Genomic DNA, 24,367 nt, shown 5'->3' on the forward strand with positions numbered 1-24,367 from the left:
GTTCCATCCACTGGGACTGCGGGCTGCGTGAGTTTTACCCAGTCCATACACAATTTACGCACAACCTTATCCACAGGCAGTACGTTGCAATCAGCCCCCCAAACGCATTATCTTGTAGCCCGGCGGCTAAAAATCCCTATATCTAGGGTTTTGCGCAAAAAACCAAACACAATTCAGCCAAGAAACTCAAGCCCTTTTCTTGCCCCGTTTGGTGGAACCAATCGCTGTTTCAGAAGACCAAGACCGCGCGTGCGGATGGCATCGTTTTCCACCCTGTCCAGGAGAAAGCGGTACGGGTGTTGCAGCAACAAGACTGTCACCCACCAGGAATAAGGTGCCGAGCCCCGGCTCGGCACCCATGACTTCGGCATGGAAGCGGCGCCTATAGCCCCCTTCCTGAACTGTCCCGAAGTCGTTATGCCCGGCCTCTGCCGGCTGTAGTGCTTCAGGACGGAACGGTGGGCACCCAAACGGTGCCCAAACAAACATAGAGAACGTGGAGACACCCATGCAAACCGACACAACTCGCGAGAACTCGCAGGCCAATGCGCCGCAGGCCGCCGATTCCACTCAGGATCTGTCTGCTACCGCACCTGGCCAATTGCGCGTGATCAAGCGTAACGGCACTGTCGTTCCTTATACCGATGACAAGATCACCGTCGCGATCACCAAAGCGTTCCTCGCAGTTGAAGGCGGCACCGCCGCTGCCTCGTCGCGAATCCACGACACCGTGGCGCGCCTGACCGAACAGGTCACCGCAACCTTCAAGCGTCGCATGCCTTCGGGCGGCACCATCCACATCGAAGAGATCCAGGACCAGGTCGAACTGGCCCTGATGCGCGCCGGCGAGCAGAAAGTCGCCCGCGACTACGTGATCTACCGTGACTCCCGAGCCAAGGAACGGGCCACCCGCTCCACCAGCGAAGAGCCGGTACAAGCCCACCCTTCGATCCGCATCACCCGCACCGATGGCAGCTTCGCGCCCCTGGACATGGGCCGCCTGAACACCATCGTCAGCGAAGCCTGCGAAGGCCTGGAAGAAGTCGACGGCGACCTGATCCAGCGCGAAACCCTGAAGAACCTCTACGACGGCGTGGCACTCAAAGACGTCAACACCGCCCTGGTGATGACTGCCCGCACCCTGGTCGAGCGCGAGCCGAACTACTCGTTCGTGACTGCCCGCCTGCTGATGGACACCCTGCGTGCCGAAGGCCTGGGCTTCCTCGAAGTAGCCGAAAGCGCCACCCACCACGAAATGGCCGAGCTGTACGCCAAGGCGCTGCCGGCTTACGTCGCCAAGGGTATCGAGTTCGAATTGCTGAACCCGGTACTGGCCGAGTTCGATCTGGAAAAACTCGGTAAGGCGATCAACCACGAGCGCGACCAGCAGTTCACCTACCTGGGCCTGCAGACCCTGTACGACCGCTACTTCATCCACAAGGATGGCGTGCGTTTCGAACTGCCACAGATCTTCTTCATGCGCGTGGCCATGGGCCTTGCAATCGAAGAGAAACAGCGTGAAGACCGCGCCATCGAGTTCTACAACCTGTTGTCGTCCTTCGACTACATGGCTTCGACCCCGACCCTGTTCAACGCCGGCACCCTGCGTCCACAGCTGTCGAGCTGCTACCTGACCACCGTTCCGGACGACCTGTCGGGCATCTACGGCGCCATCCACGACAACGCCATGCTGTCGAAATTCGCCGGCGGCCTGGGCAACGACTGGACTCCGGTACGCGCACTGGGCTCCTATATCAAGGGCACCAATGGCAAATCCCAGGGCGTCGTGCCTTTCCTGAAAGTGGTCAATGACACCGCGGTAGCCGTGAACCAGGGTGGCAAGCGCAAGGGCGCTGTCTGTGCCTACCTGGAAACCTGGCACATGGACATCGAAGAGTTCATCGAGCTGCGCAAGAACACCGGTGATGACCGCCGTCGTACCCACGACATGAACACCGCCAACTGGATCCCCGACCTGTTCATGAAGCGCGTCTTCGACGACGGCAAGTGGACCCTGTTCTCGCCATCGGAAGTGCCTGATCTGCACGACCTGACCGGCAAGGCCTTCGAAGAGCGCTACGAGTACTACGAAGCCCTGACCGAGTACAACAAGATCAAGCTGTTCAAGACCGTCCAGGCCAAAGACCTGTGGCGCAAGATGCTGTCCATGCTCTTCGAGACCGGCCACCCATGGCTGACCTTCAAGGACCCGTGCAACCTGCGCAGCCCGCAGCAGCACGTGGGCGTGGTCCACAGCTCGAACCTGTGCACCGAGATCACCCTGAACACCAACAAGGACGAGATCGCAGTCTGCAACCTGGGCTCGATCAACCTGCCGAACCACATCGTCGACGGCAAGCTGGATACCGCCAAGCTGCAACGCACCGTGAACACTGCCGTGCGCATGCTCGACAACGTGATCGACATCAACTACTACTCGGTGCCGCAAGCGAAGAACTCCAACTTCAAGCACCGTCCGGTCGGCCTGGGCATCATGGGCTTCCAGGATGCGCTGTACCTGCAGCACATCGCCTACGGTTCCGACGCAGCCGTCGAGTTCGCCGACAAGTCCATGGAAGCGGTCAGCTACTACGCAATCCAGGCTTCCTGCGACCTGGCCGACGAGCGCGGCGCCTACGAGACCTTCCAGGGTTCGCTGTGGTCCAAGGGCATCCTGCCGCTGGATTCGCAACAGATCCTGATCGAAGCCCGTGGCCAGAAGTACATCGATGTGGACCTCAACGAATCCCTGGACTGGGCACCGGTTCGCGCCCGTGTACAGAAAGGCATTCGTAACTCCAACATCATGGCCATCGCACCGACCGCCACTATCGCCAACATCACCGGCGTGTCGCAGTCGATCGAACCGACCTATCAGAACCTCTATGTGAAATCCAACCTGTCGGGCGAATTCACCGTGATCAACCCGTACCTGGTTCGCGACCTGAAGGCTCGCGGTCTGTGGGACTCGGTCATGATCAACGACCTGAAGTACTACGACGGTTCGGTACAGCAGATCGAGCGCATCCCGCAGGAGCTCAAGGAGCTCTACGCGACTGCCTTCGAAGTGGAAACCAAGTGGATCGTCGACGCCGCCAGCCGTCGCCAGAAGTGGATCGACCAGGCTCAGTCGCTGAACCTGTACATCGCCGGCGCTTCGGGCAAGAAGCTGGACGTGACCTACCGCATGGCTTGGTACCGTGGCCTGAAAACCACCTACTACCTCCGCGCCCTGGCCGCCACCAGCACCGAGAAGTCCACCATCAACACCGGCAAGCTGAACGCTGTTTCCAGCGGCGGCAACCACGGTGACGACTCGGTCCTCGCGGCTCCAGCCGGCCCAGCTCCTGTACCTAAGGCTTGCGCCATCGACGAGCCGGATTGCGAAGCTTGCCAATAAGCTGAGCCGACAGGTGCCTGCGGGCACCTGCCCCAACCCCCGATAGACCTCCGGTTTATCGGGGGTTTTCTTTTGCCCGCAACAAAGCTGCAGGAGCCTGCTTGCCAGCGAAGAGGCCCGAAGCCTTGCACTGCACCGAGAGCGCCTTCGCTGGCAAGCCAGCCCCTGCGGCAGCGGTTCTTGCAGAGCGAACAACACTATCGAACAGGCACAAAAAAGCCCCTCGAGGAGGGGCTTTTCGTAAAGCGTTTCAGCCAACCAGCATCAGGTCATCTGGATGATGGTCTGCATGATGGTGCTCTGGGTGGAGATGGTCTTGGCGTTCGCCTGATAGTTGCTCTGGGCCTTGATCAGGTTTACCAGTTCGTTGGTCAGGTTGACGTTGGACTCTTCCAGGGAGTTGGACTGAATCGCCCCCAGGGTGCCAGTCTTCGGCGCGTCATAACCTGGAATACCGGACGAGTAGGTCTCTTTCCACTGAGTGCCGCCTACCGGCTGCAGGCCCTGCTCGTTGGTGAAGCTGGCCAGGGAGATCTGACCGATCGGCTTGGTCTGCTCGTTGCTGAAGTTGGCCAGCATCACACCGGTGCCATCGATGGTCAGGCTGCTGATCTGGCCAGTGGAGTAGCCGTTCTGCGCGATCACCGAGCGGGTGCTTTCGCCAAACACCGAACCGGTTTTGGTCATGTCGATGCTGACACCGTTAGGTGCAGGCTTGGCGCCATTGGGAGTGAACACGCCGTTAGTGACGGTACCCGGGGTCCAGGCCGCAGCCGACATGACAATGCTGTTACCGGTAATGGTATACGGCGTGGTCCCAGGCGCAGTTGGCGGGGTCATGCTGCTGAGCTTGCCCGACGAGTCGAACTTCATGGTGATCGGCGACTGGTTGGCCATGGTGAATGCAGTACCGTCCGGGTTGCGACCATCAATCAGCGTGTAGGTTTGCCACTCATTGGCGTTCGGCGTCTTGATCATGTACTGATCCATGACGTGCTTGTTGCCCTGGGTGTCATACACAGGCGTGCTGAACTGCTTGGTGTAGGTGGTGTTGTCGGTCGGATTGAACACATAGGCCGGAGTGGTCGCACCCACATCGATCGGCGTCGAATCGGAGTTCAGGTTGATCGTCGAGGAGATCGAGTCGGTTGGCTTTGGCGCCAGGTTCGAAGTATCGATCCGCAGGTCGGTCAGCACACCGTTGATGATCTTGCCGTTGGCATCGACCGCATAACCTTGCAGGCGGGCAGTGCCGTCACTGTTGGTGATGTAGCCTTCCTTGTCGGTCTTGAAGGTACCGGCACGGGTGTAGGTCAGGGAGCCGTTGGTGCTCAGCACGAAGAAGCCCTGGCCCTGGATGCCCATGTCCAGCACATTACCGGTGTTGTTGATATCACCGTTGGTGAACTGCTGGGAAACGTTGGCCAGGCGCACACCGTTACCAATCACCTGGGTGCCGCTGCCCAGCTTGGTGGCCGAATAGACGTCGGCGAACTCCGCACGGGAGGATTTGAAGCCGGTGGTAGCGACGTTGGCGATGTTGTTGCCGGTAACGTCCAGCTGTTTGTTGGCAGCGTAGAGACCGCTAAGGCCGATATTGAAAGACATATTCCACTCCTTGTGCCGGTTAGTCGGCTCTAGATACCAATGGTTTGTACTTTGGACAGGGCAATCGGGCTGCTCATGCCGGCGAGGTTCAACATCAACTCGCCGCCGGTCTGGCTGATGGTCACGCTATTGACCGTGGCCGGCAGGTAGGTGATCAGATCAGTGCCCTTGCCATCGATGGTGGTGCTGGCCTTGAAGGTGTAGTTGCCCGGATCCGCCTTGGTGCCGTCAGTCTTGGTGCCATCCCAGACAAAGCTGGCGTTGCCGGCCTTCTGGCTGCCCATGTCGATGGTCTTGACGGTATTGCCGTCCTTGTCGGTGACGGTCACGGTGACCGAGTTCACGCTGGATGGCACGGTGACCGAGCCGGTCATGCTCTTGCTGGTGTCGACCTGGGTAGTGCCGGTCTGCACGATGACCGAGCGCCCCACCAGGGACGAAGCCTGCAAGGCCTGGGAAGACTTGTAGTTACCCGTGATCGCATTCACCGAGGAGTTGAGGGTGGTGATGCCTTCCAGGGTGGAGAACTGCGCCAACTGGGCAACGAAAGCACTGTTGTCCTGCGGATCCAGCGGGTTCTGGTTGTTCAGCTGGGTTACCAGCAGCTTGAGGAATGCGTCCTTGCCCAGGCTCTGTTTGCCGGTGGCGCTGTTGGTCGCCGCGGCCAGGCCGTCGGCGCTGGTATTGCTCGTCGTTTTCGACGAATTCGCCAGGATATCCTTGAGGGATGGGGCGTTGGTGGTATCAGTAACGCTCATGGTCTTCGCCCCTTATCACTGACCCAGGGTCAGGACCTTCTGCATCATGGTTTTGGCGGTGTTCATCATTTCAGCGTTGGTCTGGAACGAACGACTGGCAGAAATCATGTCGGCCATTTCTTCCACCACGTTGACGTTGGGGTAGTAGACATAACCCTTGGCATCAGCGGCGGGATGGTTCGGCTCGTAACGAGCTTCGAGGTTGCTCTGGTCTTCGACCACACCCAGTACCTGCACGCCCTGGCCGGCAGCGTCCTGGTTCTGGAACAGCGAGTCGCTGCCGCCGCTTTGCGCACCCTGGAACATGGTGGCAAACACCGGGTGACGAGCGCGGTAGGTCTGGTCGATGCTCGACGAGACGCTCTCGGCGTTGGCGATGTTACTGGCGACGGTGTTCAGACGGGTGGTCTGGGCGCTCATGCCACTACCGGCAATATTGAAAACACTGGCGAGGGACATGGATTACTCTCCGCGCAGGGCTGCTACCAGCCCTTTGAATTTGCTGTTGAGCAGCGTGAAGCTGGCCTGGAAATCCACCGAGTTCTGCGCGTAGCTCGATTGCTCCAGCTGGGCGTCCACGGTGTTCTGGTCGATCGAAGGTTGCATCGGGGTGCGATACAGCAGCGATTCATCACCACTGCTCAAGCCCTGGGCTTCGATATGCCGGTTGTTGGTCATGTTCAACGCGAAGGTACCGTTCTGGGCCTTCTGATTCTGCTCGGCAAGCACGGCAGAGAAGTCCAGGTCCCGAGCCTTGTAGTTCGGGGTATCGGCGTTGGCGATGTTGTTGGCCAGAACTTCGGCACGCTTGGCGCGAAAGCCAAGGGCCTGTTCGTGGATACCGAGCGCTTTATCGAAGCTGATGCTCATGGCGGAAACCTTTGGGTGACCTGATTTTTCGTAACTCGGATATAGCAAGCTGCGTGCCAAGTCATCAAACCCCGTATTTCAAGGGTTTGCCGGCGACGGCAAGGCGGCAATGCCAGAAAAGCGGCAACGGATTTCCGCGAAACACCGGCAAAGCGGCAACCACCCTGCCGCTTTCAGCCGGCGCGCCAGATAATTGCAGGCACAAAAAAGGAGGCCCAATGGCCTCCTTTTTCGGTACGACGATCTGCTGGCTACTTGGCCTGGTAGATGATGCCCGGACTGCATTGCACCATCTGGTAATGATCCGGCAGCCCATTGAGGGCTTCGGAAGCCCCCAGGAACAGGTAGCCGCCAGGCTTCAGGGTGCTGTGAATGCGCATCAGGATGTCCTTCTTGACCTCCGCCGAGAAGTAGATCAACACATTGCGACAAAACACGATGTCGAACTTGCCGAGACTGGCGTAGCTGTCCAGCAGGTTGAACGAGCGGAACTCCACGCGGCTCTTGATCGGCGCCTTGACCACCCAGCGCCCCGACCCCTTGGGGTCGAAGTAACGCTGCAGGCGCTCGGCCGACAGGCCACGCCCAATTGCCAGGCTGTCATATTCACCGGTCTTGCAGTTGTTGAGCATGGTCCCGGACAGATCAGTGGCAACGATCTGCACCCCCATCTTCAACTGCCCCATGTTGCTACGCTCGAACTCATCGATGGACATCGACAGCGAGTAGGGCTCCTGCCCCGACGAACAGGCCGCAGACCAGATGCGCAAGCGCTGGTTGGGACTGGCCTTGATGGCTTCGGGAAGCACCTTGTTCTTCAACACCTCGAATGGGTAGGTGTCGCGAAACCACAAGGTTTCGTTGGTCGTCATGGCATCCACGACCATCTCGCGCAAACCACTGCGGGGCTGGGTCTGAATCCGCTGGACCAGCTCACCCAAGGTTTTTATCCCTTGCTGCTCCATCAGTTTGTTGAGACGGCTCGAGACTAGATATTGCTTATTTTCCCCGAGCAAAATACCACAGGCTTTTTCCAGGAAGACCCGGAACTGTTCAAAATCCAAATTACCCGTAGACAATGCTGCCGCCTCTTAAATCTTATGTCCGCCAGGGCGAGTGCCCTTAGCTGTGATCTGCTGCTTTGATCCGGTCGACTACCCGGGATGCCAGGTCATCAGGGCGGAACTTGGCAAGGAAGTCATCGGCACCGACCTTCTTCACCATCGCCTGATTGAACACCCCTGACAACGAAGTATGCAGGATGATATGCAGCTTTTGCATGCGTGGATCATTACGTATCTCGGCCGTGAGGGTGTAACCGTCCATTTCGGGCATCTCGATGTCGGAAATCATCATGAGGAATTCCTCTTCCGGCTTCTTGCCCTCGTCCACCAGTTTGCGCAAGTAATCCAGCGCTTGCCGGCCATCATTCAATGCCACTACCTCGACACCTACGGTTTGCAGGCAACGGGTGACCTGCTTGCGTGCCACCGACGAGTCATCGACGGTCAGCACCCGCAGGGAAACAGCCTTGTGCTGGGTTTCGACATCCACCACTCCTGCCGAGATCGCCTCCGAGGTCGGCGCGACTTCCGCCAGGATCTTCTCCACGTCGATGATTTCCACCAACTGGTTGTCCACCCGAGTGACCGCCGTCAGGTAGTGATCGCGTCCGGTCCCCTTGGGCGGCGGATGGATCTCTTCCCAGTTCATGTTGACGATGCGCTCCACCGAGCGCACCAGGAAACCCTGGGTCTTGGTGTTGTACTCAGTGATGATGACGAACGGATTGCTCTGGTCCTGCAGGCCACCAGAACCCGTAGCCATTGCCAGATCCAGGATCGGAATGGTTGCCCCTCGTATATTCGCGACACCGCACACCACAGGACTGGATTTGGGCATCAGGGTCAGCTTAGGGCATTGCAGCACCTCGCGAACCTTGAATACGTTGATCCCGTAGAGCTGCCCACCGTCCAGACGGAACAGCAACAACTCTAGTCGATTCTGCCCAACCAATTGCGTGCGCTGGTTCACCGAATCCATTACACCAGCCATGCCCAGACTCCCCAAAGCTTTAAGATCCGACGCACGCTCATTGCTAAACGGCACGGCGCTTGCTTTTTAACTGTTATGAACGCCAAAACGACATTTTTCCGACGCCTGACATCCCGCTACCGCACTTTGCTGTGCGGGCTGTCGGCTTTGTGCATTTTAAACCCCGGCAACCCTGCCGTTGCTGATTCGGTCACCCTGCCTGATCTTCTTATCGGCGTCACTCAAGGGTTTCTTGAATTCACGGTAGAAGACTACCTGGCCACCAGTCAAACGGAAGGTCGCTATGAAATCCAGGTCAACCAGCTGGACCCGCGCATGCGCATGCCCAATTGCGACAAGGAATTGACAGCCAACCTGGAAAGCCCGGCCCAACCGCTGGGGCGGGTCACCGTCAAAGTGCGCTGCGAAGGCGCCTCGCCATGGACGGTATTCGTGCCGGCGCAGGTCAAGCTGTTTCGTGAGGTGGTCACCACTGCACGCCCGCTCAAGCGCGCCGGCATCATCGAACCGGAAGACGTGGTGCTGCGCGAACGGGACATCAGCCAGAACAATCAGGGCTACCTCACCTCAGTGGACCAAGCCATTGGTCAGAAACTTGTCCGACCAATGGTCGCCGACCAGCTCGTTACCCTGGCCCATCTGGAGCAGGCGGAAGTCGTGCGCAAGGGCGATCAAGTGGTGATATCGGCACGCAGCGGCACGTTGAATGTACGGATGCCGGGCGAGGCGCTGTCCAACGGCGGCATGAGCGAACAGATCCGGGTCAAGAATCTCAATTCGCAACGAGTGATCAAGGCCCGCATCACGGCGCCAGGGCAAGTGGAAGTGGCCATGTAGATAGCTGGCGCTCAAGCCGTGCGTTCCCTAAACTGTGGCCGATAAAGGGTCGCAGATACCTGACCTGGTTTGTCGACAATCAAGCCTAAAGTTTTTCAGGGTATGGCCGAAAACATGGCAAGCGTCCAAATACCCAGAGGTTTACTTCATCATGGTCATCGACTTCAGCCGTTTAAACAGCTCCCCTTCACTGACAGGCAGTACGCGTACCAGCACCAGCAAGGAAACCGGTGATGCCGGCAAATCCACGCCGCTGACAACCGCCGCCGAGACCAGCAAAAGCGGGGAATCGGTACACCTGAGCAATGAGGCTCAACAGTTGCAGAAAGTCACTGACAAGCTGCGTGATCAGCCTGCCGTCGACAAAGCCCGGGTGGCCGAGTTGAAGCAAGCGATTGCCGATGGCAGCTATAAGGTCGACAGCAACCGCGTAGCCAGCAAACTGCTTAACTTCGAAGCCCAGCGCTAGCCCCAGGCTTGCGCCAGGCTTTTGGACGCTTAATCCCCAAGGCCAGCCATGCACGACACCAACCTACTGCAATTGATCAACGATGACCTTGCTCCAGCGCAACACTTGCTGGAGCTGCTACGCGCCGAGTCTATCGCCCTCCACGGCCGCGACATGCCGCTGCTGGAAGATATCCTGGCGCAGAAGCAAGCCTTGGTCATCTTGCTGGAACAGCATGGCCGTAAGCGCACGCAAATTCTTGCCAGCCTGAACCTGCCGACCAACCGCGAGGGGCTCGAGCAACTGGCCAGCCACTCCAGCCTGGGCGCGCAATTGCTCGAACAGAGCAATGTCCTGACCCAATTGCTTGCCGAGTGCCAAGCTGCCAACGAGCTCAATGGTCGCTCGATCCAGATCCAACAGGCCACCACCGCCAACCAGCTGAAAATCCTCAATGGTGGCGAACCTCCTGCCCTATACGACGCCCGCGGCTCTACCTCAATGCTTGCGAAGCCACGCCCACTCAGTCAGGCTTAAACCCAAAAAATGAGCGCGCGCTACCAAGCCGTGAAACATGCTGGCAAAATGCTGGCTCCTGCGTGTAGTTGTATTTTGTCTGGAGATTGATGAACCGTGTTCAACGCCTCAAATGCGGAAGATACTCCGCAGCCACCCAAGGTGCTCACCACTGCGTTGGAGATCTCTTCCAACCTGCGGTTGCTGCAAGAGAGCCATGACCCGCTGATCATCACTTTCCACGAGCGTAGCCAGCGCTTCCAAAGCTATCTGGTGGAAGTGGACCGCGATAGCAACATGATCGCCCTCGACGAAATGATCCCCCGCGACGGTGAACGCTTCCTGCTCGCAGGCGAACCGTTTCGCGTTGAAGGCTTTCATGAAGGCGTACGTATCGCCTGGGAAAGCAACGGCTTGCCCACCCTCGACGAATCCAACGGCGGCCGCTGCTACCGCACCACCCTGCCGGACGAAGTGGTCTACCACCAGCGCCGCAACGCCTTTCGTGCCGCCCTGAAGCTGGCACAACTGGTAGACATCGAACTGAGCGGCGAAAAACTCAAATCACCCCTCAGCGGCAAGCTGCTGGACATTTCCGCCACCGGCTGCAAATTACGTTTCGACGGCGATATTTCCTCACGCCTGCAACTGGGCCAGGTTTACGAGCGCTTTATCGCCGCCCTGCCCTTCGGCAGCATGACGGCCCCGGTGGAACTGCGTTACCTGCACCACGAAGAACGTATCGACACCACCTTTGCCGGCGTACGCTTCCACAACATGAGCGGCCTGGTACAGCGCCAGGTCGAACGCTTCGTCTATCAACTGCAGCGTGAAGCGCGGCGCTTCGATAAAGACGACCTCTGATTCAAAGGCATCAATGAAAACGGGCAGTGCCTTGCGGCAACTGCCCGTTTTTTTTGCGCCTAAGGCCTGGCCCCGCTGAGGTGTTCCCGGGCGCATTCCTCGGCAGGCGGTTCATCCGCAGCCTGCGGGGTATCCGCTGCAGGTTCATCAGGCGCAGCTTCCGGCGCGGGCGCGCTCTGCATCTGGTCCTGAACCACCTGTTCGTCAACCCGCGGGTCCAGAGCCGCCACCAACGGTGAACTGGACATGCTGTCCGGCATCGCCACGTGATGCAGTGGCGCATCGTCGACCTGATGCAGATTGGTCACGGCCTTCGGCCGAATCCGCCAGACCAGCACCAGGGCAAAGAAACTGAAGAAGGCGTAGAGCATTTGGCTACCGAACAACTTCATCAGCACCCCTGCCGCCAAAGGACCAATACTCGCACCCACGCCATAGGTCACCAGCAGCATCGCCGTCAGCGAGACCCGTCGATCCCCTTCCACATGGTCATTGGAGAACGCCACCGCCAGTGGATAGAGACAGAACTGCACCAGGGAGCACAGGAAGCCCAGAACAAACAGGACCTCCAGCGGCACCGAAGGCAGGATCGCCAGGGGCAAGGCCACCACCGCCAAGAACAAGGCAAAACAGCGGATCAGCAGCGCCCGGTCATAGCGGTCGGACAGCCAGCCCAGCGGCCACTGCACCACCAGCCCGGCAAAAATGCAGCTACCCATGAACAGACCCACCTGCTCGGTGCTCAAGCCCTGTTGCGAGGCATAGAGCGGCGCCAGGCCGTAGAACGAACCGACGATCAGCCCCGAACCCAGTACCGTGCTCAGCGATTGCGGTACACGCTTGATAAAGAAGCGCGGCTCCATGGGTGCAGGGCGCAAGGGTGCCGGGTGAATGCGCCGGGTCATGGCCACCGGCACCAGGCACAGGGCAAAGCACAGCGCCACCAGCATCAGCAGCTCCAGGCCCAGGGCCGGGTGCATGACCAGTATCAACTGCCCCAGCACCAGGCCCAGGTAAGAGGCAATCATGTAGCCGCTGAACACCAGCCCGCGCTGTTTGGCGTCGGCCTGCTCATTGAGCCAGCTTTCGATGACCATGTACTGGCACATCATCCCCAGGCCCACGATCATCCGCAGCACCAGCCAGGCCGGCAACCAGTCCACCAGGCCGTGGCCCAGCACCGCCGCGCCGACAATCCCGGCACAGGTGGCGTAGGCACGGATATGCCCGACCCGGGCAATCAGTCGGTGCCCCAGCTTGCCCCCCAAAACCAGGCCGAAATAGTTGGCCGCCATCAAGGCCCCCACCCACAGCCCGTCGACATGATCGGCGGCCAGGCGCAGGGCCAGATAAGTGCTGAGCAGGCCAGAGCCGATCAGCATCATCAGCGACGCGAAATAAAGCGCTCGAAAGGATTTCCAGATTTGGCGCATCGGCGTTCCGAGCGGCTCCTTGAATGAGGTACCGAGCCCCGGCAAACCAGGGCCCGACCAGCGACGGTTCGGTTATGCCTGGGCCGCTAACACACGCCGTTCCCAGGGAGTAATTTCATCAAAGAAACTGGTCAACTCCATGGTCTTCGAAGCGATGTAGCCTTCGATGAACTCGTTGCCGAACAGTTCCCTGGCCAACTGGCTACGTTTCAGACGCTCCAAGGCCGCATGCAAGGTACAGGGCAACGAAAGATTGTCCGGCACTTCGAACTCACCCTGGATGGCAGCGGTTGGCTCCAACTCATTCTCGATGCCATGCAAACCTGCTGCCAGGCTCGCGGCGATCGCCAGATAAGGATTGGCGTCCGCCCCCGGCAGACGGTTTTCCACCCGTCGCGCCACCGGTGAACTGGCCGGAATCCGCAGGCCAGCGGCCCGGTTGTCGTGGGACCAGCACGCATTGTTCGGCGAAGCGTAAGGATGACACAAGCGCTGATAGGAGTTCACATTGGGGGCGAACAAGGCGGTGAAGTCGGCGAGGCCGGCCTGCAGGCCGCCAATGAAATGCCGGAACATCGCCGTAGGTTGCCCGGCGTCGTCACTGAAAACGTTACGGCCGTTACCCATCTCCACCAGGCTCTGGTGTATATGCATCGAGCTGCCCGGCGTGTGAGCCAAGGGCTTGGCCATGCAGACCACGATCAGGCCGTGCTTGAGCGCCACCTCCTTGAGCAGGTGCTTGAACAGGAAGGTCTGGTCCGCCAACAACAGCGGGTCACCGTGCAACAGGTTGATTTCGAACTGGCTGACGCCCATCTCGTGCATGAAGGTATCGCGGGGCAGGCCCAGGGCGGCCATGCCTTCGTAGACCTCCTTGAAGAATGGCCGCAGACCATTGTTGGAACTCACGCTGAACGCCGAATAGCCTTCCTCCCGGCGCCCATCCAGGCCGACCGGCGGCCGGAAGGGCTGCGCTGGATCGTCATTGGCCGCGAACACGAAGAACTCGAGCTCGGTGGCCACCACCGGCGCCAGGCCCAGGGCGGCATAACGGGCGATTACCTGCTTGAGCTGCCCACGAGTGGAGAGCCGCGAACTCTCGCCGCTGAGCTCATCGGCGTCACAGATAGCCAGCGCTCTGGGCGTTTCGCTCCAGGGCAGGCGGTGGATCTGCCGGGGGTCGGCATTGAGCGCCAGGTCGCCGTCGTCGCTGCCGTAGAAACGTGCTGGCGGATAACCGCCCATGATGCATTGCAGCAGCACCCCCCGCGCCATCTGCAAGCGCCGCCCTTCGAGGAACCCCTCGGCGGTCATTACCTTGCCCCGCGGCACGCCATTCAGATCCGCGGTGACACATTCGATCTCATCAATGCCCGTCAATCGCTCGGCGAGTGAACTGTGGCCATCGGTTGTCATGACTCAATCCTTGTTGTTATACGAGCCGCGAACGGCGACCCGTACAAAATACGCACCACCCGTTCAGGATTTCAAGCAGGCGCGAGTAAAATCCCCGGCCCTGCCCCCACTGGCGGGGCAAGCAGGCCGCCAGCCTTGTTACAGGTCCATGGTGTCCATCAATCAGGACAAGGGAGTAGGCTCGGCACGTCGCCTACGCCAACTTGAGGGAGCGCCCATGCTGGGAAGCCTTGCCGATATTGATTTGCGGATGCTGCGGGTGTTCTGCGCCATCGTTGATGCCGGCGGGTTCACCGCAGCCCAGGCACGGCTCAACACCAGCCTGTCGCGACTGAGCGTGGTGGTCCGGGACCTTGAGGAGCGCCTGGGCTACTCCCTGTGCAGGCGCGGCAGCAGCGGATTTCAGCTGACCGATCAGGGCCAGGAGCTGTTCGAGGCAGCACAGTTGCTGTTCGCCGACATCGAGCGCTTTCGCCAGCACGCCAACCGCCTCGGCCCCATCACCCGCGAGCAGTTGCAGATCGGCAGTGTCGACAGCCTGATCAGCCTGCCCTATGCCCCCCTGTCCCTGGCCCTGGGCCATCTGCGCCGGCGCCTGCCCCAGGTACGGCCGAACCTGCACCTGATGCGCCCCGACGAACTGGAACAGGCCGTGCTCGACGAACGCCTGCACCTGGCCATCGGCGCTTTCCACCATCAACTGTCGGGGTTGCACTATCAGCACCTGTTCGAGGAGGAACAGAACCTCTACTGCGCCAATGGCCATCCACTGTTCCCGCGCACCGACGAAACACTGACCCTGGAAGAGATCTGCGCCGCCGATTATGTGAGCCGGGGCTACATGGCGGAGCACCAGCGCCCCCATGACCTGCACTTCAACCAGAGCGTCAGCGCCTACGCCATGGAGGCCATCGCCACGCTGATTTTCTCCGGCACCTACCTGGGTTACCTGCCCAGCCACTATGCGGCGGCCTGGGTGGCCAAGGGCCAACTGCGCGCCTTGCTACCCGAGCGCCTGGCCTACCGCTCGCACTTTCACTGCATCACCCGCCAGGGCCAGGAACCCAAGGTCGCACTGGCAACCTTTCTGGAATGCCTGGCCCTGGCCGGGCGGCAACTGGGCGAGGCACACCTTCAACCACTCGCGGCTCAGGGCAAGTAGAGCTTGAACAACCCGCCGCCCAATGGGCCGCCGTTGCTGATCCGAGTGTGGCCGCACACGCCATTGCGCTGATGCAATTCGGCAATGCGCCCGGCAAAGTACAGGCCCAGCCCGGTGCTGCCGCTGCTTTGATTGATGCCCTGCACATAGTCGGCCTGACGCTCGATCATCCCTTGGGGATAGCCTTCGCCATCGTCGTTGATGGACAGCACCACCTGCCCTTCCTCATCACTGACGCTGATCAGCAGGGCATGACGTGCATGGCGAATGGAATTGTTGATGCAATTGGCCAATACCGAGGCGATCAGCTCACGATCGAAGAACCCCAGGGGGCTCAGCGGATCGACTTCATAGGCGGCGGAAATGCCACGGCTCTTGAACACGTCCTGGTGGCTCACCAGTTGCGCTTCGATGAAGTCATCCAGTTCGTGGTAGGCCGGCTGCAACGGCAGCTGGTTGATCCCCAGCTTGTACAGCCCCAGCAGTTGCACCAGCATGCCGTTGAGGTGGGCGAACTGATAGTCGATCACCCCCTGCTCTGGCGCATTCTGCTGCTCGGGCAAGCGCGCCAGCCACTGGGCGTGAGCCTGCATCAGCATGGCCAGGGAGTTCTTCATGTCATGTACGGTGGAGGCGATCACCGTGGAAAAGTCGAGCGCCTGTTGCTTTTCGATCATTGGCCAAACGCCTTGCTTCGCAGCTTCTGATAGCGCGGATAACGCGCGTCGGTATCGGGCATCATGCCCACCAATTTAAGGCACGCCCGGCATTCTTCCAGGAGTGCCGCGTCCGGATTGGCGTCGGCGCCGTGCAGCAGCGACTGGGCCATGTTCAGGGCAATACTGATGTTCTTCGGTTGCATGGCCAGGGCCTTGCGGAACAACTCCCGCGCTTCCGCGAGGTTGCCGCCCTTGTAGCTGCGCACGCCCTGACGGTTGATATCGGCGGCGGCATTGGAAGAACTGAGGATAGTCGGGTCGTCGGTCAGCTTGGCGATGTTCTGCATGACCTTCGGATCGTCACCATAGATCTCCGCACAGTTCTTGAGCATCGAAGCACCGGCACTGGCCTGCCCCAGCATCTGCAGTTGCTTGGCCACCAGCAGCGCCGCTTCAGGGCTCATGAACTGCTCCATGCCGTCCAGGCGCAGCAGCGCCTGCTCGGTGAGTTTTTCCGCGGTCTCGGCATCATTGAGCAACAGACTCGTGGCCTTCATCAGCCGCGCGCGAATCTGCAGGCCCGGGTCAGTGGGATTCTCCTTGGCCACGGCACTCAGGGTCTGGTTGATTTCCAGCCGGGTGCGCGTGTCCAGGCCCCTCTCGCTGCCCTTGCTGATCAGGGCATGGGCCAGCCCGAGGTTGCTTTCCGGGTCCTTGAAACGCGACTGCGCGCCCTGGGACACCGCCTGGCGATAAGCCCGGGAGGCGCTGTCAAAGTCTTCGTTGGCCATGGCCAGCTTGCCCAGCAATGCCTGGCGCCGCACGGCCAGGGGAGAAAGGCGCACCGCCTCTTCCAGCACGTTCTGGGCCCGCTGGGTATCGCCTTCGGCTACCAGCACCTCTGCCAGCCCGTCGTAGAGGCCCGGCATCATCGGAAAGGCCTTCAAGGCCTTTTCATAAACCGCCTTGGCCTCGCCAACCTGCCCGCGCTTGAACAGCAGGCGCCCCAGCCCGACGTAAGCCCAGGGCAGCGGCCGGTCCGCCAGGATGCTGTTGTACAGGCGCTCCAGGGCCTCGTTCTGATGCATGTCGCGCAGGGCATCGGCGCGGTAGCGCAAGCATAACGGCGCGTAACGCGGGTCCTGCTTGCACAGGGCGATGCAGGCGTTGAGCACCTCCACCGGCTTGCCCCGGTCAAGGGCCTGGAGAATGGGTTTGAGCAACGTCTTGCGCTGCTGCAGGCGCTCCAGGCGCTGGGCCAGACCGGAGCGGTTGAAAGGCTTGGTCAGGTAGGCATCGGGCTCATGCTCCAGGGCACTGAGCACCATGGCCTGGCTGCTCTCGGCGGTGACCATGAGGAACACGCTCTCATGGCTGATGAGCTTTTCCAGCATCAGGTCTTCGAGCACCTGCTGGCCGTTTTTCTTGCCGTCGCCCAGGTGATAGTCCTGGAGGATGAAGTCGTAGCGCTTCTGCGCGCACATGCGCAGGGCCTGCTCGCCAGTGTCGGCGGTGTCTACATCCTTGACGCCCAGCTCACGCAGCATCGAACGCACCGAACTGCGGAAGTCCGAGAAATCATCGACGATCAAAAAGCTCTTTTGGTGGTACGCCAGCATCGAAGATTCCAGGCAAGTAAGAAGATCAATCCAAAGACAGCAGGACCCACCCGGCTTCGCAGCCTGTTTTTGGCGCGCAGATAATAGCTGCTGGCCACGGGCTATCAAGCACTTTCCGGTCGGCCTGTGATCCAGGCCGCCACTTGGGAACACAATTGTCCACTGAGGTTATCGGCCGGATTACGCATTCCCTTATAGCCGACGGGCGGCATTTCACCGCGGATTACACAAGTCTCGACCAGCCCGTGTACTCAGCCGTAAAAGAGGCCTGTTTGCACGCTCAAACCTTGGATTCTGAAACATCACCTGATAGCGTGCTGCGCCTCACAGCCTCGATCGTTTCTGGCCGGAAATGCCCCTGCATTGCAGAGGGTCTGCCGCGCAATAAAGGGTCCATCAGTCGCAAGCGTCGCAGGCTTGCGACCCGGGTGTCGAAGGATCGGCATGACACCCCACGGCGGCACCAACGACGAGGAAATGCCGGTCTGCCAGGCAGTGCATCACGTGATGCGCAGGTCATTATCAAATGGAGTTAACGATGGCGCATAACAGCAGTGCGATAACCGGCATTGAACTGGAACAGTTCATGGACCGCCTGGAGGCGCAACAGCAAGAACAGGAAACCGATGCCCTGCTGGCTCAGTTGCAGGCACAACCGCTGCAGGCCGACTCCCTGGCGTCCATCGATCGCCTGCACACCCTGTGGATGCAGGCCGGTAATTCAGCGGCAGCCCGGGCCGTCATCGATCAGGATGGCGACGCTCTTGTACAAGCCGCCCCAGAGCCGGCCCGCGCCGAGCTGATGATGAACCTGGCTATCCTGCGCCTGCGGGTCGCCAACTACCTCGATGACGAGCCAACCCTGATCGAAGTGCTCGGACAGCTCGAACAGATGGCCACGCAAACCCTGGATTTCAATGTCGAGCATTACCGCCGCTATCGGATCTTCGACGATCTGGAACGCGCTAGTTGTGAAATAGCACTGAAAACCATCGAAGTGCGCTACGCCCTGACCTTGGGCAACCCTGCCCGCGCGGCCCTGCGTGCCTGGGATGCCGCCGATCAGTATCAGCGCCGCGCCCGAGTCCTGGCCTACCACGACCGCAATGAAGAGGCCCGCAGTGCAGCCCTGGAGGCGGTCAACGCCGTACGTACCGCCGGCCCGGACCAGGATATCGATGAAGGCGACTGGCTGTGGTTGGGCAACTCGCTGATCGAGATCATTCCGCTGCGCCTGGCACTGTTCGAGCAACCCATCGCGCAACTGACCGCTGGCCGCTCCCAGCCCCAGCGCCGCGAATGGGAAGTGCGCACTGCACGCTTGGCGGCCCGCGCCCTGCACGCCCAGGGCGACCTGGCCGGCGCCCTGAAGATCTGCAATGCCGCGGCCCTGAGCCTGGATTCCGACGGAGGCAACAACTTCATCGAATACGAATTGCCCTGGCTGATGGAAGCTGGCCGCATCGACGAAGCCGGATTTCGCGCATTCATCGATGTCTATGACCGGCAAACCGAGCTATGGCCTGCCACCGCCCGCCTGGTACTCGATCGCCTGCAAGACCCTGATGAGCACAGTGCCTGGTGGCCGATTTGCGTGATGCGTGCCTGTATCACCGAGGAAGTGCTGCAGAGCTTCCTGCAAGCGCTGCCCAGCCTCGAAACCAGCAAGCCTGCCACGCCACTGCTGGCCGCCCTCTCCCTGGCCATGGAGGACCTGCAAGCTGGCGACGCGCTGTATACCGAAGCTCGTGCAGAAGCGGTGCGTCGGGCGCCCGATCACCCCTGGATCACCCGCCTGGCAGCCGTGCACGACGCTGAGCACGGCCTGATCGATGCGGCCACTGAAGCCAGCCTGCTGCAAAACGCCATCCAGGCAGGCCGCATGCAAGACAACCGCAGTGCGTTTTCGCTGTTTGCCGCTCGGATCAACAGCCAAGGGATTATCGAGGCACTCAAAGCGCCCAAGCCCGTCCTGTCCTGCGGCAAGCACGCCTACAACTACGCACTGGGCATTGAAGACCTGGCCGAAGCAGAAGCCGACAAACTGCCCCCGGACGCCCGGGACCAGGCCTATTCGTTGCTGCGCGAAGCCCAGAGAGATGCCTACGAGCAGGGCCAGGCCCATATGGAGCGCTATTTCGCCAGCGGCAGCGGCCACCCGTACGATGCCTGCGCGCACCTGTATTCCATGCTCTGCAACAACCTGGCGATCAACTACCGCTACTACAACCCGATTCGCTACGAAGACGCCATCGAACTGCATACACGGGGCATCGCCGCCAGCCCGTTCGCCGAACACTACAATGGGCTGCTCAGTGCGCGTATCAGCCTGGAGGATCTGCCCGGCATTATCGATGCTGCGGAACAGCTTTGGCATTATTCGGCCGAGTTCGGCTACAGCCGCCACAACCCGGATGAATACGTAGCCTCGGTGGCGTACGCCCTGTACAAGCTCGATCGCGACAATGAGATCCTCATCTGGCTCGAACGCCTGCTCAAGTGGCAGGAAGAGCAAGGCGTCAGCGATCAGCAACTGGACAGCTCGGCGCTGTTTGCCCGGATCCAGGTCGCACGCTACCTGGCCCATGCCCATCCGGACAACGCCGACAGCCTCTGGCAGCGTTACCAGCCGGCGGTACTGTCCCTGAACGAGGTCTCGGTCATGTCCGCCTCGGTGGACTTCCTCAAGGCCCGGGGGCGCGCCGCCGAAGCCATTGACTACTGCGCACGCACCCTGGCCCTGTGTGCCCCGGACGATGACTACGACATCCGGTGCCGTGCCCGGATCGAGCAAATTCTGAGCGAGCTGCAAGCCCCGGCTCAACCGGCTGGCAAGAAAAACTGGTGGCAGATATGGAAGTAAGCGCCGACAAGCGCAGCCCCAGCTACGCCCCGCGCAACCTGCTCAATGCCGATGAACAGAAACGCGGTATCACCCAGCGCAGCCAGCAGCGCAGGGACGAGCAAGCAGTGCAGGGTTGGCTGTTGAACCACTTCTATCGCCATCTGGTAGGCAACTTCGAACCGGCACGACGCATCCAGTCCCTGGATGACGCCTGTACGGCCCTGGGTAGCGACTCGGTGCCGGCCTGGGTGAACGGCTATTTCGAGCGCGCTGCCAAGGCGCAATCCGAAGACCCCGCCAAAGCCCTGGCGCCCCTGGTCTGGATCGACCCGCAGGAGCCGCAGCTGCTGCACCAGGAAGCCCAACTGGTGGAGTTCCTGACCTCACGCAAAGGCACGGCTCTTGAGGGCAAGCTGGATCGCATCACTTGCCCGCAAGCGCTGGCATTGTGGGAAAGGGAGCATGCACAAATGGCGGCCCGGGTCGATCAGGGATGGCGCCAGAGCTCTGCCCAAGCCCTGACCGTGACCCTTACCTGTGCCGAGCACACCTGGGTCGAACTGCGCCCGCAAAGCCCGCTGTTGCGGGCCGAGATGGCTTTTGAAAGCTACGTGATGCGCCATTGCCTCGGGCAGTTCGCCGACCGTCGGGCCCTGACCGGCGGCTACGGAGAGCGTTACGCCGAAGCGGTGGAACAGCAGAGCATGCGCGTGGTCAGCCTGCGCGATGCTCAAGGCCAACCCCACATCACCGTCAGCCTGATCATCCAGGACGACGGTGCACTGACGGTGGAGCAGGTCAAAGGCAAGCAGAACCGCCCGCCCGTCGAACGTTATTTCCACGACCTGCTGCGCTTTCTCAACACCCTGGGTACCGACCAACAGACCCCGGCCGACTGCATTGCCATCGGCATAGTGCGTACCGAGGCGGGTTGGCTGCGTATCGAAGAAGTCAGTGATCCTCAAACCCAGACCCGTCTGGTGGCCCGTTACCCACAGTTGTTCCGACGGCTGGAAGCCCCTTCGGCCATGGTCGAGTGGCTGGTCGCGGCACGCCAGTCCGACCTGCTGCTGGAGGTCGCGCCCCAGGCGCCGACCGTCAAGTACGCCACCCGTCACATCTTCAAGAAAACCCCCTTGCCACCACGTCAGGCCGAGGACCCGCAGTATCGGACCGAAGGCGTGCCCTGGTCAGATATGTCCCCATCCCTGGCCGAAGAAATCAGCACATGGCAAAACAGAAGCAGGTAATACGCAGATGATGACGGTAATTGTCGTGCTATTCGGCGCCTGGCTGGGCTGGCGTCACTTTCGCCGCCCGTCGGGAACATCCCTAGTGGTATTCACACCACGTAAGCGTTGGGCACTAACACTGGCACAACCCATGGTCGATGCCACCGGAATGACCGGTTTCTACGACCCCGATACCACCCACTTCATGGATCAGGCGAAAAGCACCCTGCGGGCCTCGTTGCTGCACCAGATCGGTTTTCGCAGCAACGCCACCGACGACGAAGTCTGCGCCCACCTCAATGGCACCCTGGAGCGCCAGTGGTTTCGTATTGACCTGCATGGCCTGAATCCCAGCGACGACCCGCGAGCAGCCATGGCCTTCGCCTGCGTGCGCAGCGCATTTTTTGTCCGTTGCGCCATGTTGATGAGCTGGCTCGAACCTGAAACAGGGTGGCGCATCATGCTGCTCAACGCCCAGCGGGCCCAGGACTGCTTCAACGATTGGGAAGACTTCGGCAAGGCCTTCATGCTGGGCCGCCAGCAATGGATAGCCGCATTCAGGGCCGATTCGCTGGGAACTTCATTCAATGAAGCGAAGCTGAGCCAGTTGCTTGCACCCGGCAGCGGAGTGTGGGCAAGCGTTGACTGGAAGGGATTGCCGGCGCTCTGTCCGGTAGCGGATTGACATTTCTGGCCCTGGTGACAAGCAGCCAGATCAGCAAAACAACGTGAATCCTTGCAGGCCATCAAAAACACTCACTGTGGCCCTGTGCACAAGCACGTAGCCCCACGCTGGTCAGGCTGTCACCAATACAAGAAAAAGAGCCCGTTGTTTAACGTGCCCCTCGGATAGACGAAATCAAAAAAGCCCCGCCCGAGGATCGCCCGGTGGGGCTTTTCTTTATTCTTTCGCTCCGGGGTCCAAGAACAGATCAACCGCGCAGGGATCAGCCCAGAAAGATACGAATTATATGGTGTCCCAGGGCAGGTTCGAACTGCCAACCTTCCCCTTAGGAGGGTCATTAGAGCTGCCAGCCCGCTTGGCCAAACCCAGTGTTTATTGGGCTTCGCGTCCGGTTGTGTCCGTAAAAACGACGCCGTATAGTTCTTTTTGCACCCACCATGCACCCATGGGAACAAATTGAAAGAGAAGCTAACGGCAAAACTGCTTACCTCGCTGCAGGTCACTGGCAGCGAATATGAGGTTCACGACACCACCGTCACGGGCCTATTCGTTCGGGTGACTGCGGCCGGCGCGAAATCGTACGTTGTGTCCTGGGCCCGCGGCCGCAAGAAGACACTGGGGCGAGTAGGCATTCTCACCCTAGACCAAGCCAGGACCGAGGCAACTCAGTATCTCGCAGAAGCTCGAGCGCTTGGCGAACCACTTGCCGTTACCCAAAAGCGCAGAGGAACCGCCCTACCCTCTCTACGGGAGTTCATCGAAGACACCTATATGCCGTGGTTCAAGACTCACCACAAAGGCCACGAGAAGACCCAGCACACCCTGAGCTGCAACTTCGACACGATCATGTCACAGCGCCTCGACGCAATCACCGGCCGTGACCTGGACCAGATCCGTACAGGATGGATGCAGTCAGGCAACAAGCCGTCGACGGTCAATCGCAAAATGGGCTCCATCAGTGGCGTCTTCAGCAGAGCCGTTGAATCTACGCCGAAGATCAGATGTAGCAGCAATGTGAGAGACGCAAGATGAAAACACCTACCAAGCACTAACACCGGTACGCGGTAAAGCAACTCCAGCGACTAATGAGCGGCAGGTGAGATCAGATCTTTCTGCCCTTTCTGGGAGATATCGAAAATCTTCTGGGTGCAGACCGAGAAATTCTGCAAATCGAACTCAACCAGATATGTCTTATTCGGCTGCGCGAGAAAGGTGCGAGACAAAGGGCCGCATTTTTCTATCCGATAAGTCGTTCCAATGTTGTTTCGCCAAGTTGCTTCACCTTCAACCTCCGTCACCTGACCTGCTGGCACCAAAATCTCTCGGCTCGGCCTAGCACCATGCATCCCCCGAGCGAGCCCTTTATATAGCCCCCTAGCAAACGCCGGCATCTGCCGTTCTTGAGCATCGTTGTATACAGCACCTACGCTGCTCAGACTTCCCGGCTTCCCAATCTGAAACGTCACAGGCGATTCAATACTGACCGCTTTGAAAATGACCTTTGAATTGTGTTCGTCCGCAATCAGAACAACAGGCTTTTTAACCGGCTTTGCTGGAGTCGCACCCTGATGTGAAGAGCATCCAGCGAGAAAGGCAGTAACGATCAAGGAGACGGCTGGAACTAACAAATTGCGCTTTAACAAATCCTAAACCTCAATAAAACCTGAGCCCCCAAGCCAATTGGTAGCTATGAGCCACTATATCGAAAATGTCCGGGGCTAAACGGCTTTTTTGAGTATGCCCAGCTGAACAAGGCTTGGGCATACAAAGCAAAAGAGCAGTTTCGGGAGTTTATGCGTTATGTGGGAGAGCTACACGGGCTTCCTGCGTCAGATCACCTTGCAATTTCCGAGGCTGGCGTTGCTCGTAATTTCGCAAAGGACTGAGTGCCATTGCACCCACCCTGCACCCATGGTGACTTTTGAGTAGAGAGGAAAGTCGCTGAAAGTATTGATTTGTA

The 24,367-nt window shown here is 59.8% G+C and carries 20 protein-coding genes and 1 pseudogene; 10 read left to right on the forward strand and 11 right to left on the reverse strand.

Annotated features, from left to right (window positions below; all coding sequences use genetic code 11):
* Positions 1–508: 508 nt before the first annotated feature.
* On the forward strand, positions 509–3,400 hold the full coding sequence (locus A9971_RS21515) for a ribonucleoside-diphosphate reductase subunit alpha (RefSeq protein WP_011062739.1): 2,892 nt from the start codon (positions 509–511) through the stop codon (positions 3,398–3,400).
* A 264-nt stretch (positions 3,401–3,664) separates the two neighbouring features.
* On the opposite strand, the gene flgE is transcribed toward A9971_RS21515, so the two are convergent.
* The 6 genes from flgE to A9971_RS21545 form a co-directional block, all read right to left on the reverse strand.
* On the reverse strand, positions 3,665–5,008 hold the full coding sequence (flgE, locus tag A9971_RS21520; RefSeq protein WP_077934636.1) for a flagellar hook protein FlgE: 1,344 nt from the start codon (positions 5,006–5,008) through the stop codon (positions 3,665–3,667).
* A 29-nt stretch (positions 5,009–5,037) separates the two neighbouring features.
* Complete coding sequence (gene flgD, locus A9971_RS21525) at positions 5,038–5,766, reverse strand: flagellar hook assembly protein FlgD (protein WP_011062741.1); 729 nt, start codon at positions 5,764–5,766, stop codon at positions 5,038–5,040.
* Positions 5,767–5,781: 15 nt separating this feature from the next.
* Positions 5,782–6,225 (reverse strand): flagellar basal body rod protein FlgC, encoded by a 444-nt coding sequence (gene flgC, locus A9971_RS21530; RefSeq protein WP_011062742.1) that lies wholly within the window; start codon positions 6,223–6,225, stop codon positions 5,782–5,784.
* A gap of 3 nt (positions 6,226–6,228) precedes the next feature.
* Positions 6,229–6,636, reverse strand: coding sequence for a flagellar basal body rod protein FlgB (flgB, locus tag A9971_RS21535; protein ID WP_011062743.1), 408 nt, complete (start codon positions 6,634–6,636; stop codon positions 6,229–6,231).
* Positions 6,637–6,887: 251 nt separating this feature from the next.
* Positions 6,888–7,715, reverse strand: a complete 828-nt coding sequence (gene cheR, locus A9971_RS21540; protein WP_182999981.1) for a protein-glutamate O-methyltransferase CheR — start codon at positions 7,713–7,715, stop codon at positions 6,888–6,890.
* A 43-nt stretch (positions 7,716–7,758) separates the two neighbouring features.
* On the reverse strand, positions 7,759–8,691 hold the full coding sequence (locus tag A9971_RS21545) for a chemotaxis protein CheV (RefSeq protein ID WP_011062745.1): 933 nt from the start codon (positions 8,689–8,691) through the stop codon (positions 7,759–7,761).
* A gap of 75 nt (positions 8,692–8,766) precedes the next feature.
* Here A9971_RS21545 and flgA point away from each other — a divergent pair, with 75 nt between their 5' ends.
* From flgA to A9971_RS21565, 4 genes are all read left to right on the forward strand, one after another.
* Entirely contained in the window at positions 8,767–9,528 is a 762-nt protein-coding gene (flgA, locus tag A9971_RS21550) for a flagellar basal body P-ring formation chaperone FlgA (protein WP_011062746.1), read from the forward strand.
* 151 nt (positions 9,529–9,679) lie between these two features.
* Complete coding sequence (gene flgM, locus A9971_RS21555; protein ID WP_011062747.1) at positions 9,680–9,997, forward strand: flagellar biosynthesis anti-sigma factor FlgM; 318 nt, start codon at positions 9,680–9,682, stop codon at positions 9,995–9,997.
* A 48-nt stretch (positions 9,998–10,045) separates the two neighbouring features.
* Positions 10,046–10,513: a flagella synthesis protein FlgN gene (locus A9971_RS21560; RefSeq protein WP_011062748.1), complete on the forward strand. Its 468-nt coding sequence runs from the start codon at positions 10,046–10,048 to the stop codon at positions 10,511–10,513.
* Between the two features lie 96 nt (positions 10,514–10,609).
* Positions 10,610–11,356: a flagellar brake protein gene (locus A9971_RS21565; protein ID WP_011062749.1), complete on the forward strand. Its 747-nt coding sequence runs from the start codon at positions 10,610–10,612 to the stop codon at positions 11,354–11,356.
* 59 nt (positions 11,357–11,415) lie between these two features.
* On the opposite strand, the gene A9971_RS21570 is transcribed toward A9971_RS21565, so the two are convergent.
* A complete protein-coding gene (locus A9971_RS21570) occupies positions 11,416–12,789 on the reverse strand; it encodes an MFS transporter (protein ID WP_019092800.1) in 1,374 nt (457 codons plus the stop codon).
* Between the two features lie 72 nt (positions 12,790–12,861).
* Entirely contained in the window at positions 12,862–14,103 is a 1,242-nt protein-coding gene (locus A9971_RS21575; protein ID WP_169892267.1) for a glutamine synthetase family protein, read from the reverse strand.
* A 319-nt stretch (positions 14,104–14,422) separates the two neighbouring features.
* Here A9971_RS21575 and A9971_RS21580 point away from each other — a divergent pair, with 319 nt between their 5' ends.
* Positions 14,423–15,367, forward strand: a complete 945-nt coding sequence (locus A9971_RS21580) for a LysR family transcriptional regulator (RefSeq protein ID WP_015636669.1) — start codon at positions 14,423–14,425, stop codon at positions 15,365–15,367.
* Here the strand turns inward: A9971_RS21580 and A9971_RS21585 are convergent.
* Positions 15,355–16,044 carry a sensor histidine kinase KdpD gene (locus A9971_RS21585; protein WP_011062753.1) on the reverse strand — a complete coding sequence of 230 codons (690 nt, stop codon included), beginning with the start codon at positions 16,042–16,044 and terminating at the stop codon, positions 15,355–15,357. The genes A9971_RS21580 and A9971_RS21585 overlap by 13 nt on opposite strands.
* Positions 16,041–17,645 (reverse strand): tetratricopeptide repeat-containing response regulator, encoded by a 1,605-nt coding sequence (locus tag A9971_RS21590; RefSeq protein ID WP_015636670.1) that lies wholly within the window; start codon positions 17,643–17,645, stop codon positions 16,041–16,043. The genes A9971_RS21585 and A9971_RS21590 overlap by 4 nt, the downstream gene beginning before the upstream one ends.
* Positions 17,646–18,183: 538 nt before the next feature.
* Here A9971_RS21590 and A9971_RS21595 point away from each other — a divergent pair.
* The 4 genes and pseudogenes from A9971_RS21595 to A9971_RS21610 all read left to right on the forward strand — a co-directional run.
* Positions 18,184–20,508, forward strand: a complete 2,325-nt coding sequence (locus A9971_RS21595; protein ID WP_015636671.1) for a hypothetical protein — start codon at positions 18,184–18,186, stop codon at positions 20,506–20,508.
* Positions 20,499–21,740 (forward strand): hypothetical protein, encoded by a 1,242-nt coding sequence (locus tag A9971_RS21600; RefSeq protein ID WP_182999982.1) that lies wholly within the window; start codon positions 20,499–20,501, stop codon positions 21,738–21,740. The genes A9971_RS21595 and A9971_RS21600 overlap by 10 nt, the downstream gene beginning before the upstream one ends.
* A gap of 133 nt (positions 21,741–21,873) precedes the next feature.
* On the forward strand, positions 21,874–22,407 hold the full coding sequence (locus A9971_RS21605) for a DUF1266 domain-containing protein (RefSeq protein WP_253278804.1): 534 nt from the start codon (positions 21,874–21,876) through the stop codon (positions 22,405–22,407).
* A 456-nt stretch (positions 22,408–22,863) separates the two neighbouring features.
* Positions 22,864–23,391 (forward strand): annotated as a pseudogene (locus A9971_RS21610) (integrase arm-type DNA-binding domain-containing protein); the annotation flags it as partial.
* A gap of 98 nt (positions 23,392–23,489) precedes the next feature.
* Here the strand turns inward: A9971_RS21610 and A9971_RS21615 are convergent.
* Positions 23,490–24,050, reverse strand: a complete 561-nt coding sequence (locus A9971_RS21615) for a hypothetical protein (protein ID WP_172682023.1) — start codon at positions 24,048–24,050, stop codon at positions 23,490–23,492.
* Between the last annotated feature and the right edge of the window lie 317 nt (positions 24,051–24,367).

The sequence above is a fragment of the Pseudomonas sp. UME65 genome (assembly GCF_014170225.1).
GTDB lineage: Bacteria > Pseudomonadota > Gammaproteobacteria > Pseudomonadales > Pseudomonadaceae > Aquipseudomonas > Aquipseudomonas protegens.

Bases quoted from the DNA above. Each gene is read 5' to 3' on its own strand.
- A9971_RS21575 (WP_169892267.1), bottom strand. From the start codon at position 14,103: ATGACCGCCGAGGGGTTCCTCGAAGGGCGGCGCTTGCAGATGGCGCGG.
- A9971_RS21590 (WP_015636670.1), bottom strand. From the start codon at position 17,645: ATGCTGGCGTACCACCAAAAGAGCTTTTTGATCGTCGATGATTTCTCG.
- flgE (WP_077934636.1), bottom strand. From the start codon at position 5,008: ATGTCTTTCAATATCGGCCTTAGCGGTCTCTACGCTGCCAACAAACAG.
- flgA (WP_011062746.1), top strand. From the start codon at position 8,767: ATGAACGCCAAAACGACATTTTTCCGACGCCTGACATCCCGCTACCGC.
- A9971_RS21580 (WP_015636669.1), top strand. From the start codon at position 14,423: ATGCTGGGAAGCCTTGCCGATATTGATTTGCGGATGCTGCGGGTGTTC.
- A9971_RS21545 (WP_011062745.1), bottom strand. From the start codon at position 8,691: ATGGCTGGTGTAATGGATTCGGTGAACCAGCGCACGCAATTGGTTGGG.
- A9971_RS21560 (WP_011062748.1), top strand. From the start codon at position 10,046: ATGCACGACACCAACCTACTGCAATTGATCAACGATGACCTTGCTCCA.
- flgB (WP_011062743.1), bottom strand. From the start codon at position 6,636: ATGAGCATCAGCTTCGATAAAGCGCTCGGTATCCACGAACAGGCCCTT.
- flgM (WP_011062747.1), top strand. From the start codon at position 9,680: ATGGTCATCGACTTCAGCCGTTTAAACAGCTCCCCTTCACTGACAGGC.
- A9971_RS21605 (WP_253278804.1), top strand. From the start codon at position 21,874: ATGGTCGATGCCACCGGAATGACCGGTTTCTACGACCCCGATACCACC.
- flgC (WP_011062742.1), bottom strand. From the start codon at position 6,225: ATGTCCCTCGCCAGTGTTTTCAATATTGCCGGTAGTGGCATGAGCGCC.
- A9971_RS21515 (WP_011062739.1), top strand. From the start codon at position 509: ATGCAAACCGACACAACTCGCGAGAACTCGCAGGCCAATGCGCCGCAG.
- A9971_RS21595 (WP_015636671.1), top strand. From the start codon at position 18,184: ATGGCGCATAACAGCAGTGCGATAACCGGCATTGAACTGGAACAGTTC.
- A9971_RS21570 (WP_019092800.1), bottom strand. From the start codon at position 12,789: ATGCGCCAAATCTGGAAATCCTTTCGAGCGCTTTATTTCGCGTCGCTG.
- A9971_RS21585 (WP_011062753.1), bottom strand. From the start codon at position 16,044: ATGATCGAAAAGCAACAGGCGCTCGACTTTTCCACGGTGATCGCCTCC.
- flgD (WP_011062741.1), bottom strand. From the start codon at position 5,766: ATGAGCGTTACTGATACCACCAACGCCCCATCCCTCAAGGATATCCTG.
- A9971_RS21600 (WP_182999982.1), top strand. From the start codon at position 20,499: ATGGAAGTAAGCGCCGACAAGCGCAGCCCCAGCTACGCCCCGCGCAAC.